This is a genomic window from Pseudomonas sp. 10B238 (genome assembly GCF_000970615.1).
In the GTDB taxonomy this organism is placed as follows: domain Bacteria; phylum Pseudomonadota; class Gammaproteobacteria; order Pseudomonadales; family Pseudomonadaceae; genus Stutzerimonas.
This window is the reverse complement of the sequence record NZ_KQ033946.1, coordinates 25,941-42,069: the sequence shown is the minus strand read 5'-3', so window position 1 is coordinate 42,069 and position 16,129 is coordinate 25,941. Positions and strand designations below refer to the sequence as shown.

Here is a 16,129-nt window from a genome sequence, read left to right as displayed (position 1 = left end):
GGCATGAACTGGTATTTGCCGCCGGCGAACAGGAACTCGTCGCTGGTTTTTGCACTGCCTAATTGAATATTCCGAGCGCCAACATTGAACACCGTCAGCTCTTCATAATCCGACGAGTCACGGTAGCTGATGCGATCGAGCATACCGACATCAAGCGTAAGTCCCTCGATTTCCTTGCTCTGCAACCAGCCCCCACGGAAGATGCTGGGCAGCAGGCGGCTGTCGTTGCGCATCACCACTGGGATGATCGGCTGCAGAGTGCCGACGTGCAGGGTTGTGTTGGACATCTTCGCTTTGGCGGTCAGACCGGCGGTGCCGTAGTCATCAGACGGCTGACCGGACGAATCGCGCTGCAGGATGCCGGTGCCGGAGCGATCCGGGCTGGAGTCGAGCTTGACGCCCAGCAAGCCGAGCGCATCCACGCCAAAGCCGACCGGCCCTTCGGTGTAGCCCGATTCCATCTTCAGAATGAAGCCCTGCGCCCATTCGTCGGCCTTGGATTGAGACGCCCCGGACTGGCGGAAATCACGGTTCATGTAGAAGTTGCGCAGCTCGGCACTGGCTTTGCTGTCATCGAGAAACGCGGCGGATGCCATGGTTGAGGTGCCAAGCGCTGAAGCTGCCAGGCTGCTGAAGAGGAAGAAACGGCTCAGGGGTTTCAATTGCATGATCATCTCTCTTGTTATTGTCTTGGTTGATGCAGCTGATGGACCCGACCTCGCTCCTGTCGGGTCTCGTTTACCGCGTTATGCGGTAAATCCATGGCTACCGCTCAGTTCGCGGCAGCTCTGGGCACACGACCCAGCAAATAAAATTCGTCGTTGGGCGGCGTTCGCGCCATCGACACCAGACGGTTGGAAAGACCAAACAGCGCAGCAATCGCGCCAATGTCCCAGATGTCGCTCTGAGTGAAGCCCATCTTTTCCAATCGCGCCTGCCAAGCGTCATCCAGTACGCCACGTTGTGCAGCCAAGTGCAGCGCAAAATCGAGCATGACCCGCTGGCGCTCGCTGAGCCCGGCGGTGCGGTAGTTCACTGCAATCTGATCGGCAATCAGTGGATCCTTGGCCAGGATTCGCAGAATCGCACCATGCGCCACTACGCAGTACAGACAGCCATGATCGGCGCTCACCGCCACCACGATCATTTCTTTCTCGGCTTTGGTCAGACTGTCCGATTCTCGATCCATCAGCGCATCGTGATAGGAAAAAAAAGCCCTAAATTCATCTGGTCTATGAGCCAACATCAGAAAAACATTGGGTATGAAGCCGGCTTTCTCTTGTACCGCCAGAACGCGCTCACGCACATCGTCCGGCAGCGAAGCGAAGTCATCAACGAGCGGAAAGCGACTGATGGGCTGGGTCATGGAGGGCTCCGTATCGTTCAGAAAATGAAGCGGCTAGTCGAAACCAGCCGCTGGGTCATCACTCGGCAATGCCGAGCTCTGCGACGCTGACCTCGCGCATCTTGAACTTCTGCACCTTGCCGCTGATCGTCATCGGGAACTCCTCGACGAACTTGATATGTCGCGGCGTCTTGAAATGTGCGATCCGACCTTTGCAGAACTCGCGCAGATCGTCGGCAGTTGCTGAATGCCCGGGGTGCAACTTGACCCAGGCAACGATCTCTTCACCGTAAGTCTTGTCTGGTACGCCGATCACCTGCACGTCAGCCACCGCCGCGTGGGTGAACAGGAACTCCTCGACCTCCCGTGGATACACATTCTCACCGCCGCGAATGATCATGTCTTTGTTGCGCCCGACGATCTTGATGTAGCCCTCCTCGTCCATGGTCGCCAGGTCACCGGTGTGCATCCAGCGCGCGCCGTCGATAGCACCGGCGGTGGCCTCCGGATTGTTCCAGTAACCGAGCATGACGCTGTAACCGCGGGTGCAGAGTTCGCCGATCTGCCCGCGCGGGACGATGCGGTTGTGTTCGTCGACTACCTTACTTTCCAGGTGCGGCTGGGTGCGCCCGACACTGGTGACACGGCGTTCAAGGTCATCATCCGGGCCGGTCTGAGTCGAGACGGGGCTGGTTTCGGTCATGCCATACGCAATCTGCATCTCAGCCAGGTGCATGTCGTCGATGACGCGCTTCATGACTTCGATCGGACAGGTGGAACCGGCCATGATCCCGGTGCGCAGATTGCTCAAATCCAGCGATTGACGCTCCGGGTGGTCGAGCATGGCGATGAACATGGTCGGCACGCCGTACATACCGGTGGCCTTTTCTTCGGCTGCCGCTTGCAATGCCGCGAGCGGTTCGAAGGCGGCGCTCGGATAGATCATCGTGGTGCCATGGGTGACGCAACCAAGATTGCCCATGACCATGCCAAAGCAGTGATAGAGCGGGACTGGAATTACCAGCCGGTCGTGCTCGCTGAGCTTAAGACTCTCACCGACCATGTAGCCGTTATTAAGGATGTTGTAGTGGCTCAGCGTGGCGCCCTTGGGGAAACCCGTGGTGCCGGACGTGTACTGAATATTGATGGGGTCATCGAATTGCAGCTGCTCGCCGCATTGGCGCAGCTGCTCCGGGCCGACGTTTTCCGCCATGTCCATCAGCCCTTTCCACAGGAGCATGCCGTCCACCGGCGTGTCGCACAGGCTGATCACCCCACGCAGCTCGGGCAGCATGTGGCTCTGCAAGGCGCCGATGGCCGAGCGCTCCAGCTCCGGCAGCAGCTCATGCAGCATCGCGTGATAGTCGGATGTCTTGAACGCATCGGCGCAGATCAACCAGCGGCAGCCGGACTGCTTCAGTGCATATTCAAGTTCGTTGAGGCGATAGGCCGGGTTGATGTTAACCAGCACCACACCCACCTTGGCGGTCGCAAACTGAGCGATGCACCACTGCGCATTGTTAGGTGACCAGATGCCCACCCGCTCGCCAGGTTTGAGGCCGAGTGCCAGCAAGCCCCGTGCGCACCGGTCCACCTCTTCGGCCAGCTGGGCCCATGTGTAGCGCAGGTTCTGGTGACGAACGACCAAGGCCTCACGGTCGGAGAACCGCTCGACAGCCCGGTCGAACGCCGCACCGATGGTCATCGGCAACAGGGGTTTGGTCTGCGGTCCGCAGGTGTAGCTCGGAAGACTCATGTCGAAATTCCTCAGTCTTATGTTTGTTATGAGGCCTTACTGTCCCGCGCGCTGTTGTTGACAGTCATTCGGGACGTGGTTACGTTAACGTAAAGGTAACAGCGTGACAACCCACCGCACCCTACGCCAAAAGTCGGTGCGCAAGCGTGACAAAAACAGGCTGAGCCGCAGGCGAAATCCAGCTTTTGATCGGCGGTCGGATCAGAACAACTACAAAATAGACAGGTGGCACATGAACTATTCAGGCCTCAACTTCGCGCTCGGTGAAACCGTGGACATGCTCCGCGACCAGATCCGCGGTTTCGTTGCGAACGAACTGGCGCCCCGCGCCGAAGCCATCGACCGTGACAACCTCTTCCCCAGCGACATGTGGCGCAAGTTTGGCGACATGGGCCTGCTCGGTATCACCATAGACGAGGAATACGGCGGCGCTGGCATGGGTTACTTGGCACATGTCATCGCTATCGAAGAAATCAGCCGTGGCTCGGCCTCGGTGGGTCTGTCCTACGGCGCGCACTCCAACCTCTGCGTCAACCAGATCAACCGTAACGGCACGGCGGAGCAGAAAGCGAAATACCTGCCCAGGCTGATATCCGGTGAGCACGTCGGTGCGCTGGCCATGAGCGAGCCGAATGCAGGTTCGGACGTGGTTTCGATGAAGCTGCGTGCCGATCGCAAGGGTGACCGCTTCGTGCTGAACGGCAGCAAGACCTGGATCACCAACGGTCCGGACGCCAACACCTATGTGATCTATGCCAAGACCGATCTCGACAAGGGTGCGCACGGCATCACCGCTTTCATCGTCGAGCGCGACTGGAAGGGTTTCTCGCGCGGCAGCAAGTTCGACAAGCTCGGCATGCGCGGCTCCAACACCTGCGAGCTGTTCTTCGATGACGTCGAGGTTCCGGAAGAGAACGTGCTTGGCGTCGAAAATGGTGGCGTGAAGGTGCTGATGAGCGGCCTGGACTACGAGCGCGTGGTGCTGGCAGGCGGCCCGGTCGGGATCATGCAGGCGTGCCTCGATGTGGTGGTGCCCTATATCCACGACCGCAAGCAGTTCGGCCAAAGCATCGGCGAATTCCAGTTCATCCAGGGCAAGGTGGCCGACATGTACACCCAGCTCAACGCCAGCCGCGCCTACCTCTACACCGTGGCGCAAGCCTGTGACCGTGGCGAGACCACTCGCAAGGATGCCGCCGGGGTGATCCTCTACACCGCCGAAGCGGCGACGCAGATGGCCTTGCAGGCGATCCAGATTCTCGGCGGCAACGGCTACATCAACGAATTTCCTACCGGCCGCCTGCTGCGCGACGCGAAGCTTTACGAAATCGGCGCCGGCACCAGCGAGATTCGCCGGATGCTGATCGGTCGCGAGCTGTTCAACGAAACCAAATAAAAGGCGCTGGAGGCGAACTCAGTAGGGTGGGCTTTAACCCACCTTTCCCCGGCACGGCGGTGGGCTAAAGCGGAACGCCGCCCGGCCCACCCTACGCGACCGAGCGCACCCACCCCGCGGATTGAACCGGAGCCGAACATGGCCATCCTGAATACCCAGATCAATACCCGTTCACCGGAGTTCGCGGCCAACAGCGCCGCGATGCTCGAACAGGTGACCAACCTGCGCACGCTGCTCGGGCGCGTCAGCGAAGGTGGCGGCGAGAAACCGCAGCAGCGTCATGTCTCGCGCGGCAAGCTGCTGGTGCGTGACCGCATCAACGCCCTCCTCGACCCCGGTTCGGCCTTTCTCGAGGTTGCTCCCCTGGCGGCTTACGAGGTCTACGGTGAAGACGTTGCTGCTGCGGGTGTGGTGGCTGGCATCGGCCGAGTCGAGGGCGTCGAATGCGTGATCATCGCCAATGACGCCACGGTAAAAGGTGGCAGCTACTACCCACTCACGGTGAAAAAACACCTGCGCGCGCAATCCATCGCCCAGCAGAATCGTTTGCCGTGCATCTATCTGGTGGATTCCGGCGGCGCCAACCTGCCGCGCCAGGATGAGGTCTTCCCCGACCGTGAACACTTCGGTCGCATCTTCTTCAACCAGGCCAATATGAGTGCCATGGGCATTCCGCAGCTTGCGGTGGTGATGGGCTCCTGCACCGCCGGTGGCGCCTATGTACCAGCCATGGCGGACGAAACCATCATGGTGCGCAACCAGGCGACGATCTTTCTCGCCGGCCCGCCGCTGGTCAAAGCCGCAACGGGCGAAGTGGTCACCGCCGAAGATCTCGGCGGTGCCGATGTGCACTGTAAAACGTCCGGTGTGGCCGACCATTACGCCGAGAATGACGAGCACGCGCTGGCCATCGCCCGGCGCTGCGTCGCCAACCTCAACTGGAAAAAGCTTGGCCAGGTGCAGACCCGCCAACCGCGCGCACCACTCTATGCCGCGGACGAGCTTTACGGTGTGATTCCAGCACAAGCCAAGCAGCCCTACGACGTGCGCGAGGTCATCGCGCGGCTCGTCGACGGCAGCGAGTTCGATGAATTCAAGGCGCTGTTCGGCACCACCCTGGTCTGCGGGTTCGCCACATTGCACGGCTACCCGATCGCGATCCTGGCGAACAACGGAATCCTTTTCGCCGAAGCCGCTCAGAAAGGCGCGCACTTCATCGAGCTGGCCTGCCAGCGCGGTATACCGCTGCTGTTCCTGCAGAACATCACCGGCTTCATGGTTGGCCAGAAGTACGAGACCGGCGGTATCGCCAAGCACGGTGCAAAGCTGGTCACAGCAGTAGCCTGCGCTCAGGTGCCTAAGTTCACCGTGGTGATTGGCGGCAGCTTTGGCGCTGGCAACTACGGCATGTGCGGTCGTGCCTATGATCCGCGCTTTCTGTGGATGTGGCCGAATGCGCGCATCGGCGTGATGGGTGGGGAACAGGCCGCGGGTGTGCTGGTGCAGGTCAAGCGTGAGCAGGCCGAGCGCAGCGGGCAGACCTTTTCCGATGAGGACGAGGCCCAGCTCAAGCAGCCGATCCTTGAACAGTACGAGCGCCAGGGACATCCCTACTATTCCAGCGCACGACTGTGGGATGACGGGGTTATTGATCCGGCGCAGACGCGCGATCTACTGGGCCTGGCACTCTCAGCGAGTCTCAACGCACCGATCGAACCGACCCGATTCGGCGTATTCCGGATGTAAGCCTGCGATCCCGCACGCAGTGCGCTGGCCAAAGCGGCCAGTCGCGGCGCGTATTGACCGCAGGCTGGCTCGTACAGGAGAAGCAGATGACCGATTTCCAGACCATCGAATTGAACAAAGACCCGCGCGGCTTCGCCACCCTATGGCTAAACCGACCGGAAAAGAACAACGCCTTCAACGCCGAAATGATTCGCGAGCTGGTACTGGCAATCGACGCGGTGCAGGCGGACAAGAGCCTGCGCTTCTTGCTGCTGCGCGGCCGTGGTAAGCACTTTTCGGCCGGGGCGGATCTGGCCTGGATGCAACAGTCGGCGAAGCTGGATTTCGATGCCAACCTCACCGACGCCCGTGAGCTGGCCGAACTGATGTACAGCCTCTACCACCTCAAGCTGCCCACGTTGGCAGTGGTGCAAGGCGCAGCCTTCGGTGGTGCGGTCGGGCTGGTTGCCTGCTGCGACATGGCCATCGGTGCGCATGATGCGCTGTTTTCCCTCTCCGAAGTGCGCATCGGCCTTGCGCCGGCAGTGATCAGCCCCTTCGTCGTCAAGGCCATGGGTGAACGCGCCACGCGTCGCTACGCCATGACCGGCGAGCGCTTCAGTGGCGAGCGCGCCCGCGACCTCGGTCTGTTGTCAGAAACCTACGCCGTCGCCGAACTGGACGATGCCTTGCTCGGCTGGCTCGACAACCTACTGCTTAACAGCCCGCAAGCCATGCGTGCCAGCAAGGACCTGTTGCGCGAAGCCGCCAGTATTTCGCTGAGCCCCGCGCTACGCCGCTACACCGAAAACGCCATTGCGCGCATACGGGTCAGCCCCGAAGGACAGGAAGGCCTCAATGCCTTTCTCGAAAAGCGCAAACCGAATTGGACGCAGGAGCCAGAACAATGATAACCACCCTGCTGGTCGCGAACCGGGGCGAAATCGCCTGCCGCGTGATGCGCACCGCCAAGGCCATGGGCCTGACCACCGTTGCCGTGCACAGCGCCATCGACCGCGATGCGAGGCATGCCCGCGAGGCCGACATTCGTGTAAACCTCGGCGGCGCCAAGCCGGCCGACAGTTACCTTTTGATCGACAAGCTGATTGATGCCGCCAAAGCCAGCGGCGCACAAGCAATCCATCCCGGCTACGGCTTCCTCTCGGAGAACGCGGGCTTCGCTCGCGCCATTGAGGATGCCGGCCTAATCTTCCTCGGCCCGCCCGCCTCGGCCATTGATGCCATGGGCAGCAAATCCGCCGCCAAGGCGCTGATGGAAAAAGCCGGCGTGCCGCTCGTGCCTGGCTATCACGGTGAAGCGCAGGACGTGGAAACCTTCCGCGTCGCTGCAGAGAAGATTGGCTACCCGGTGCTGCTCAAGGCCACCGCCGGTGGTGGCGGCAAAGGCATGAAGGTGGTCGAGCGAGAGGCGGATCTGGCCGAAGCGCTGCAATCGGCTCAGCGTGAGGCGCAGTCGTCCTTTGGCGACTCGCGGATGCTGGTTGAGAAATACGTGCTCAAACCGCGCCACGTGGAGATCCAGGTATTTGCCGATCAACACGGTAACTGCCTGTACCTGAACGAGCGTGACTGTTCGATCCAGCGCCGCCACCAGAAGGTCGTCGAGGAAGCTCCCGCGCCAGGACTTTCGCCCGAGCTGCGTCGCGCCATGGGCGAAGCAGCGGTCAAGGCGGCTCAAGCCATCGGCTATGTGGGCGCCGGCACGGTGGAATTTCTGCTCGACGCGCGCGGTGAGTTCTTCTTTATGGAGATGAACACCCGCCTGCAGGTCGAACACCCAGTCACCGAAGCCATCACCGGCCTGGATCTGGTGGCCTGGCAGATCCGTGTCGCGCGTGGCGAGCCGCTCCCGATCACACAGGATCAGGTGCCGCTCAACGGCCACGCCATCGAAGTGCGGCTGTATGCCGAAGACCCGGACAATGATTTCCTCCCCGCCACCGGCACGTTAGACCTTTACCGCGAATCCGCTGCTGGACCGGGTCGACGCGTCGACAGCGGCGTAGCCGAAGGCGACCAGGTATCACCCTTCTACGATCCGATGCTCGGCAAGTTGATTGCCTGGGGCGAGAATCGTGAGGAAGCACGCCTGCGTTTGCTGGCGATGCTCGACGAAACCTGCGTTGGCGGCGTGCGTACCAACCTTGCCTTCCTGCGCCGTGTGGTCGGTCACCCGGCTTTCGCCGCCGCCGAGCTCGATACGGGCTTCATCCCACGCCTCGAACCCGATTTGATGCGCACACCCGGCGAACTTCCGGATGACTTCTGGCAGCAGGCGGGCGAGCTGTTCGTGCAGACCGAACCAGCCAAGATCCGCGAGGACGACCTCCATTCGCCCTGGGCAAAGCGCGACGGCCTGCGCTTCGGTATGCCGGCGCGAATTGGTGTGCATCTGCAATGCAACGGTGAAAGCCGGCTGGTGCGCATCGATGCGGCCGCCAACACGGGCGAGCGTGCCCCTTCAAACGTCAGCCGCCAGCCCAAAGTGATTCGCAAGGACCAAACCTTGTACCTGGAATGGAATGGCGAGCTGCAAGCCGTCACCGCATTCGACCCCATCGCTGACGTCGAAGCCAGCCACCAGCACCACGGCGGCCTCACCGCGCCCATGAACGGCAGCATCGTTCGTGTGCTGGTCGAGGCCGGGCAAAGCGTCGAGGCCGGCGCCACATTGGTCGTGCTTGAAGCGATGAAGATGGAGCACAGCATCCGAGCCGCCGAAGCAGGCGTGGTAAAAGCCGTCTACTGCGCCGAAGGCGAAATGATCAGCGAAGGCACTACGCTGGTGGAGCTTGAGTAATGACCGCTACTGGCGGCCGGCAAACCGGGCAGCGACCGCCGGTTTTGCCGCGCGGTGGCGGGCGACGTGGACGCTCGACCCACGTTAAACAAGCCTGCGATAGAGAGGCGGTTGCTCGCAAATGCGGCTTGGATAAGCATCCCCCTCGCCGCTACCAACGCACCAACGTTGCCGCGTGGCTACATCCGGAAACGGCGTACCAGTCCGTTCAATCCCACCGCCAGGCGCGACAGTTCCTGCGTCGCCACACTGGTCTGCTGGGCGCCAGCGGACGTTTGCACCGAGAGGTCGCGAATGCTGACCAGGTTCCGGTCAATTTCACGGGCGACTTGCGCCTGCTCCTCAGAGGCGCTGGCGATAACCAGGTTGCGCTCGTTGATTCCGGCCACCGTCTCGGCGATCCGCGCCAGGGCAACCCCCGCAGCCTCGGCTTTATCGAGCGTGCCCTGAGCGCGAGAGGCACCTTGTTGCAATGCTTCAACCGTCAGCGTCGTGCCGTTCTGGATGCTGCCAATCATCGACTCGATCTCGCGGGTCGACTCCCCGGTGCGCTTCGCCAGCGCTCGCACTTCGTCTGCCACAACGGCGAATCCACGACCAGCATCGCCGGCGCGCGCAGCTTCAATCGCCGCGTTGAGCGCGAGCAGGTTGGTTTGTTCGGCCACGGCGCGGATCACATCCAGCACTCGGGTGATGTTGTGGGTCTGATTGGCCAGTTCGCCGGCACGTGCCGAAGCGCTGACCACGTCGTCCGCCAACGCCTGGATCGACGTGATGGCGTCTTCAAGCTGTTTGCGTCCCTGCTGAGCCGACTCGCTCGACGCCCGCGACGCTTCAGAGGTAGACACCGCGTTGCTGGCTACCTCTTCGACCGCACAAGTCATTTCATTCACCGCCGTGGCGGCCTGTTCAATCTGGTCGTTCTGCCGTTGCAGGCCCTCGGTACTGTCCAGCATGACAGCGCTCATCTCTTCCGCCGAGGCCGTCAGCACATGGGCCGAGTCGTTGATTTGGCCAATGATATCGCGCAGGTTGGTCTGCATTTCGCTCAGCGAGGTCAGCAGCTCGGTGGCCTCATCATGGCCATCGATATGCACGTCCTGCGTCAGGTCTCCTTTGGCAATCTGATTAGAAACAGCGACCGCCCGGCGCATGGGCCGCACGATACTGGCGGTCAACAACACGGCCAACGCTACGGTGGAGATCAGCGCAACGAGGATCACCAACGCGATCACGATCTGGGCTTTCTGGTAAACGGCAGTAGCCGCCTCTACAGCATGGTGAGCGCCCTCTTCGTTGAAGGATCGAAGCTTCGACAAGGCCTGCTCGAACTGGTGACTCAGCTCGGTAACCCGCGCGTTAGCCGTGGCGACTTGTTCAGCGCTCGCGTTGCCATCAATCACGCGCTGCCGTTCCTGAAGCGCCTTGGGATAGGTCGCGTATACCTCTTTGACTACGCTAAATGTGCGAGCCTCGTCAGGGTTGGAGATGTGGCTTTCGTAACGAACCATCAGCTGACCGATCTCATTCATTGCCGCAGCGATTTGCTCACTACTCTTACGAAGCGTTTCGGCATCGTGAAAGGCAAGCTCACGCATGGACTCGATCTGTACGTGCGCGAAGTGCAACGCCATATCGTCTGCGGCTGCCTGGCTTGGCATCCAGTCGGCATCAATCTCGCTGCCCGCCGCACGTATAGCGGCCATCTGCATCAGACTGAACAACCCAAGCGCAGTCAGCAGCACAGCGACAAGCGCAAAGAACAACAGCGTGCGATGGGAGATTTTCAATTTGCGTAGCATGGCGATTCTCGGACGTGGTGCCCCGGAAGGGCCGGGTCTTCTAACCTTATCTGCCACGCTGTTCGGAACTTGAGCATCGAGGGTCTCTGTATGACCCGATGGTCACCCCCTTTTTACCGGGAAGGCACCCGTACTTGTCATGAGGAAAACCGATGACCACTACCACTGAAATGCCACGCCGGGTACGCCTGGTCGAAGTCGGCCCGCGAGACGGCTTGCAGAACGAAAAACAGCCGATCAGCGTCGCGGACAAGGTGCGCCTGGTGGACGACCTGAGTGCTGCCGGGGTGCGCTATATCGAGGTGGGCAGTTTCGTGTCGCCTAAGTGGGTGCCGCAAATGGCGGGCTCGTCTGACGTCTTTGCTCAGATCAGGCAGAAGCCTGGCGTGACCTACGCGGCGTTGACGCCGAACCTGAAGGGGCTGGAAGCTGCCATCGAAGCCGGCGTCAGCGAAGTGGCCGTGTTTGGCGCCGCCTCGGAAGCGTTTTCGCAGAAGAACATCAACTGCTCCATTGATGAGAGCCTGGCGCGCTTTGCCCCGCTGATGATCGCCGCGCGCGAAAACGGCATTCAGGTACGCGGCTACGTCTCTTGCGTGTTGGGCTGCCCTTACGAAGGCGAGGTCGACCCTAAGCGTGTCGCGCATGTCGCGCATGAGCTGTTCGCCATGGGCTGCTATGAGGTATCGCTGGGCGACACTATCGGCACCGGCACCCCAGGCAAGACCCGTCAGCTGTTCGAAGCCGTTGGCCGTGAGGTCCCGCGTGACAAGCTCGCCGGGCATTTCCACGATACCTATGGGCAGGCGCTGGCGAACATCTATGCCAGTCTGCAAGAGGGCGTCTGTACCTTCGACAGTTCGGTCGCCGGGCTCGGCGGCTGCCCCTATGCCAAAGGCGCGAGTGGCAACGTCGCCAGCGAAGACGTGCTCTACATGCTTAACGGCCTGGGTATCGAGACCGGGATTGACCTGGACATGCTGATCGCCGCAGGGCAACGCATCAGTGACGTACTGGGTCGTCCCAACGGATCGCGGGTCGCTCGGGCGCGCCTCGCCGCGCAATAACCCAACGCCATCGCCCTCACTCAAATAACAAGAGGCCTCCATGAACAAGATCTACCCCAACGCCCAGCAGGCACTCGACGGCCTGGTCGAAGACGGCATGACACTTGCCGTTGGCGGTTTCGGCCTGTGCGGCATTCCCGAAGCGCTGATCAAAGCGCTGCGCGACACCGGCAAGAAAGACCTTACGGTGATCAGCAACAATGCCGGCGTCGACGGCTTCGGCCTCGGCCTGCTGCTCGAGACGCGCCAGGTGCGCAAAATGGTTTCCTCCTACGTCGGTGAGAACAAGGAGTTCGAGCGTCAGTACCTGGCTGGCGAGCTCGACCTCGAATTCACGCCGCAAGGCACTCTGGCCGAGAAGCTACGCGCCGCAGGCTCGGGCATACCGGCGTTCTACACCCGCACCGGATACGGCACGCTGATCGCCGAGGGCAAGGAAACTCGCCAATTCAACGGTGAGTGGTACGTGATGGAAGAGTCGCTGCCCGCCGATGTATCGCTGGTCAAAGCCTTCAAGGCCGACAAGGCTGGCAATCTTGTATTCAACAAGACCGCGCGCAACTTCAACCCGCTCGCCGCCATGGCCGGCAAGGTTTGTGTGGTGGAGGTCGATCATCTGGTCGAAACCGGCGAGCTGGACGCCGACCAGATTCACCTGCCGGGCATCTACGTGCAGCGCATCATCCACAACCCGAACGCTGAGAAGCGCATCGAAAAACGTACGGTGAGGAGCTGATCATGGCCTGGACACGCGAACAGATGGCGCAACGCGCCGCACAGGAATTGCAGGACGGCTTCTACGTCAACCTCGGCATCGGCCTGCCAACCCTCGTCGCCAACTACATTCCGGACGGCATGGACGTCTGGCTGCAGAGCGAGAATGGGCTGCTCGGCATCGGCCCCTTCCCCACCGAGGACGAGATCGACCCGGACCTGATCAACGCCGGCAAGCAGACCGTCACCGCCCTACCCGGCAGTGCCTTTTTCGACAACGCCATGAGCTTCGGCATGATCCGCGGCGGCCATATCAACCTGGCAATTCTCGGCGCCATGCAGGTTTCCGAAAAAGGCGACCTGGCGAACTGGATGATCCCGGGCAAGATGGTCAAGGGCATGGGCGGCGCGATGGATCTGGTGGCCGGGGTCAAGCGGGTTGTCGTGCTGATGGAGCACACCGCCAAGGGCGCGCACAAGATCATCAAGCAGTGCGACCTGCCGCTGACCGGCGTCGGGGTAGTCGACCGGATCATCACCGACCTGGGTGTGCTGGATGTTACCGAGCAGGGCTTGAAACTGGTGGAGCTGGCCGACGGCGTTAGCTTCGAGGAGATGCAAGACGCCACCGGCTGCACAATCCAGCACTGAGCGCCGCAAATGGCCCGGTGCCACTGTGCATCGGGCCAGCGCAGCGTGTAGCCTTGACTCGCTTTAAACCGTAGTAAACGCGCGCCCGGCTCATCGCGAGCCGTGGGTGGATAGGCAGGACTGGATACCTTCATGGCAAAGCAGACGTACAGCATTTCCGATTTGGCCAACGAGCTCGATATCACCACCCGCGCCATACGCTTCTACGAAGAACAAGGCATGCTCTCGCCGAAGCGGCGCGGTCAGGAGCGCATCTACACCCCCAAGGATCGTGTTGCCCTGAAGCTCATCTTGCGCGGCAAACGCATCGGCTTCTCCCTCGCCGAATGCAAGACGCTGATCGAACTCTACGATCCCAAGGCCGGCAATCAGAAGCAGCTGAACATCATGCTAGGCATGATTGCTGAACGCCGCCAACAGCTCGAACAACAGCTGCTGGATATCCAGCAGATGCAGCTGGAACTCGATACAGCCGAGGAACGCTGCCTCACCGCCCTTAAAGCGACCGTGGACAAGGATGCGGGCTGAGCTCGGCTAACGCTTCCGTCATTGGCATCTGACGCCTCCCACCGAATCGTCATTGTTTGAGGTCAGCTCGGGCGCCAAATGGCGTCGCAATGGTTGCTGGCTTACCGGCTGTCGCTGTCCAGAGAAATAGACACCAGTCCAACGATCTGGACAGCCCTCCTATCGACCCTGGTGAGTGTCCGGCCAATTGGACACCCGTCAATTCGGCAGCACCCCGAGAAGCCCCTGTCCCGCGGGTTACCAGGTTTTCTAACAGTCAGGCACAAAACCTGCTAAGTAATACATGCACGACGCCAGAACACCTGGCGGGACGAAAAAGCGCTGCTGCTCCCGTCCCGCTTTCCGGCCTACTGAATGCCGGTCTGCGCCTCTGGTTACCAAAACAAAAAAAAGAAGGAAACCTGCAATGTCGATATCCAAAAAGCTGTCCCGTCTCGCCTGCGCCATCGGTGCCACCACCGTTCTCAGCGCCAGCCTGATCAGCGCTGACGCCATGGCTGTCGAGAAGATCCGCTGGCAAGTGCCGTTGGCCTTCCCGTCGCACCTGGTCGGTCTAACCACTCCAATCAAACACCTGTCCGAGTCGCTCAAGGCCATTTCCGGCGGCGATATCCAGCTGCGCTATTACGAGCCCGGCGAACTGGTGCCGCCATTCGAAATCATGGATGCGGTCAGCAACGGCAAGTACCCGGCTGGCTATACCTGGATCGGCTACGATCAGGGCACCATCGCGTCACTGCCTCTTTACTCCGGCGCGCCGTTCAACATGGAGCCGCCAGCCTATCTGGCCTGGTACTACGAAGGTGACGGCAAGAAACTGCTGGAAGAAATCTATGCCGAGCGCAACATCCACCCGATGCTCTGCAGCATCATCGGCCCGGAAGGCGCCGGCTGGTTCGCCAAGCCAGTCGAGAAGCTGGAAGACTTCGACGGCCTGCGTATTCGCTTTGCCGGCATCGGCGGCAAGGTGCTGGAAAAACTAGGCGCCTCGGTCACGATGATCCCTGGTGGCGAGATCTATCAGGCGCTGGAGCGCAAGACCATCGACGCCACCGAGTTCTCGCAGCCGGCGATCGACAAGATGTTGGGCCTCGACCAAATCATTAAGAACTACATCATGCCCGGCTGGCACCAGACGCTGACCACTTCGCACCTGTTGGTGAACAAGGGTGTCTGGGACAAGCTTGAGCCACAAAGCCGCGCGCTGATCGAGATGGGTTGCGAATCGGCCACCCTCAAAGGTTTTGCTGAAAGCGAATGGGCCCAGCCGACCGCCTTGCGCGAGTACGAAAAGCAGGGCGTGAAAGCGCAGGTGTTGCCAGAAGAAGTGCTGCGTGAGCTGGAGCGCGTGACCAACGAAGTGCTCGATGAAATCGCGGCCAAGGACGAAATGTTCAATCGCGTCCTGACCAGCCAGCGTGACTTCATGAAGCACCACTCGATCTGGCACGGCAAAGGCTACTTGCCGCGCGATTATTACAAGTACGAGTGATCCACTCATCAAAGCCTAGCGCCCGCTAGGGCTGCCTTGTCAGTTACGTATGGCCTGGTGTGCTGAGGTTCTCTGCGGTCGGTTGGCAACTGCCGAAGCGCAGTCACGCAGTCTTAGCACAACAGGTGAAGAATCTGGCCGACCTGACAAGCTCTAGCGGCACGGCCTGCGTGCCGTGTCTTCCCCTGGTTTCGGATCTCCGAGGTGGCCGTGTCCGCTCATCCCGTTTCCCCTAACGAAGCCGTGCCCGCCGCTCAAGCGGATGCATTGCCTCACAACAAGCTGTCCTGGTGGCTGGACAAAGCGCTGGTCGCCATCGGCGAAGCCAGTGCATGGATCTGGCTATTGGTTTTGGCGGTCGTGTTGACCAACGTGTTCAGTCGCTTTGTCCTCTCTCGCGGCTCGATCGCGCTGGAAGAACTGTCCTGGCACCTGTTCGGTGCAGCCCTGATGCTCGCCCTGGCGTACGCCGTGGTGCGCGATGACCATGTCCGCGTCGATGTACTGCGTGAGAAATTCACGCTGCGCAGCCAGGCCATCATCGAACTGCTGGCGATCCTGATACTGGCATTGCCGATCGTGGTGCTGATGGTCGACGCACTGGTGCCGTTCGCCTACCAGGCTTTCATCTATGACGAGCGCTCGCAGGCGCCGAGCGGCCTGCCACATCGTTACATTTTCAAAAGCGTATTGCCCATCGGCCTGGCGCTAGTAGCACTGGCGCTGCTTTCACGGGCCACGCGTTGCAGCACGCTGCTGTTCAATTTTCCGCGGGCCTTTGTAGCCCCGACGCATGTCCGCGACCGCGGCCATTCGCAGCCCTGATGGAGTA

Annotated in this window: 14 protein-coding genes; 10 read left to right on the top strand and 4 right to left on the bottom strand. The window is 61.0% G+C overall.

Going from position 1 to position 16,129, the window contains the following annotated elements:
- The 3 genes from RT21_RS21635 to RT21_RS21625 all read right to left on the bottom strand — a co-directional run.
- Positions 1-668 (bottom strand): OprD family outer membrane porin (locus RT21_RS21635; RefSeq protein WP_046164370.1); only part of this gene is annotated, 668 nt, incomplete at its 3' end.
- Positions 669-772: 104 nt separating this feature from the next.
- Positions 773-1,366: a peroxidase-related enzyme gene (locus RT21_RS21630; RefSeq protein WP_046164364.1), complete on the bottom strand. Its 594-nt coding sequence runs from the start codon at positions 1,364-1,366 to the stop codon at positions 773-775.
- A 58-nt stretch (positions 1,367-1,424) separates the two neighbouring features.
- Positions 1,425-3,101 carry an AMP-binding protein gene (locus RT21_RS21625; RefSeq protein WP_046164363.1) on the bottom strand — a complete coding sequence of 559 codons (1,677 nt, stop codon included), beginning with the start codon at positions 3,099-3,101 and terminating at the stop codon, positions 1,425-1,427.
- 232 nt (positions 3,102-3,333) lie between these two features.
- On the opposite strand from RT21_RS21625, the gene RT21_RS21620 reads away from it, so the two are divergent.
- From RT21_RS21620 to RT21_RS21605, 4 genes are all read left to right on the top strand, one after another.
- A complete protein-coding gene (locus tag RT21_RS21620) occupies positions 3,334-4,497 on the top strand; it encodes an isovaleryl-CoA dehydrogenase (RefSeq protein WP_046164362.1) in 1,164 nt (387 codons plus the stop codon).
- Positions 4,498-4,635: 138 nt separating this feature from the next.
- Positions 4,636-6,243 carry a carboxyl transferase domain-containing protein gene (locus RT21_RS21615; RefSeq protein ID WP_046164361.1) on the top strand — a complete coding sequence of 536 codons (1,608 nt, stop codon included), beginning with the start codon at positions 4,636-4,638 and terminating at the stop codon, positions 6,241-6,243.
- Positions 6,244-6,329: 86 nt separating this feature from the next.
- On the top strand, positions 6,330-7,133 hold the full coding sequence (locus RT21_RS21610) for a gamma-carboxygeranoyl-CoA hydratase (RefSeq protein ID WP_046164360.1): 804 nt from the start codon (positions 6,330-6,332) through the stop codon (positions 7,131-7,133).
- Positions 7,130-9,043, top strand: a complete 1,914-nt coding sequence (locus tag RT21_RS21605) for an acetyl/propionyl/methylcrotonyl-CoA carboxylase subunit alpha (RefSeq protein ID WP_046164359.1) — start codon at positions 7,130-7,132, stop codon at positions 9,041-9,043. Before RT21_RS21610 ends, RT21_RS21605 begins: the two co-directional genes overlap by 4 nt.
- Positions 9,044-9,222: 179 nt before the next feature.
- On the opposite strand, the gene RT21_RS21600 is transcribed toward RT21_RS21605, so the two are convergent.
- On the bottom strand, positions 9,223-10,845 hold the full coding sequence (locus tag RT21_RS21600) for a methyl-accepting chemotaxis protein (protein ID WP_046164358.1): 1,623 nt from the start codon (positions 10,843-10,845) through the stop codon (positions 9,223-9,225).
- A 170-nt stretch (positions 10,846-11,015) separates the two neighbouring features.
- Here RT21_RS21600 and RT21_RS21595 point away from each other — a divergent pair, with 170 nt between their 5' ends.
- The 6 genes from RT21_RS21595 (at position 11,016) to RT21_RS21570 (ending at position 16,122) form a co-directional block, all read left to right on the top strand.
- Positions 11,016-11,912 (top strand): hydroxymethylglutaryl-CoA lyase, encoded by an 897-nt coding sequence (locus tag RT21_RS21595; protein WP_046164369.1) that lies wholly within the window; start codon positions 11,016-11,018, stop codon positions 11,910-11,912.
- Between the two features lie 40 nt (positions 11,913-11,952).
- A complete protein-coding gene (locus tag RT21_RS21590) occupies positions 11,953-12,648 on the top strand; it encodes a CoA transferase subunit A (protein WP_046164357.1) in 696 nt (231 codons plus the stop codon).
- 2 nt (positions 12,649-12,650) lie between these two features.
- Positions 12,651-13,277: a CoA transferase subunit B gene (locus RT21_RS21585; protein ID WP_045426872.1), complete on the top strand. Its 627-nt coding sequence runs from the start codon at positions 12,651-12,653 to the stop codon at positions 13,275-13,277.
- Between the two features lie 132 nt (positions 13,278-13,409).
- The gene (locus tag RT21_RS21580) at positions 13,410-13,805 is read left to right on the top strand and encodes a MerR family transcriptional regulator (RefSeq protein ID WP_045426869.1); all 396 of its coding nucleotides are present in this window, start codon (positions 13,410-13,412) and stop codon (positions 13,803-13,805) included.
- A gap of 406 nt (positions 13,806-14,211) precedes the next feature.
- Positions 14,212-15,297 carry a TRAP transporter substrate-binding protein gene (locus RT21_RS21575; protein WP_045426866.1) on the top strand — a complete coding sequence of 362 codons (1,086 nt, stop codon included), beginning with the start codon at positions 14,212-14,214 and terminating at the stop codon, positions 15,295-15,297.
- Positions 15,298-15,507: 210 nt separating this feature from the next.
- Complete coding sequence (locus RT21_RS21570; protein WP_046164368.1) at positions 15,508-16,122, top strand: TRAP transporter small permease subunit; 615 nt, start codon at positions 15,508-15,510, stop codon at positions 16,120-16,122.
- The last annotated feature ends 7 nt before the right edge of the window (positions 16,123-16,129 follow it).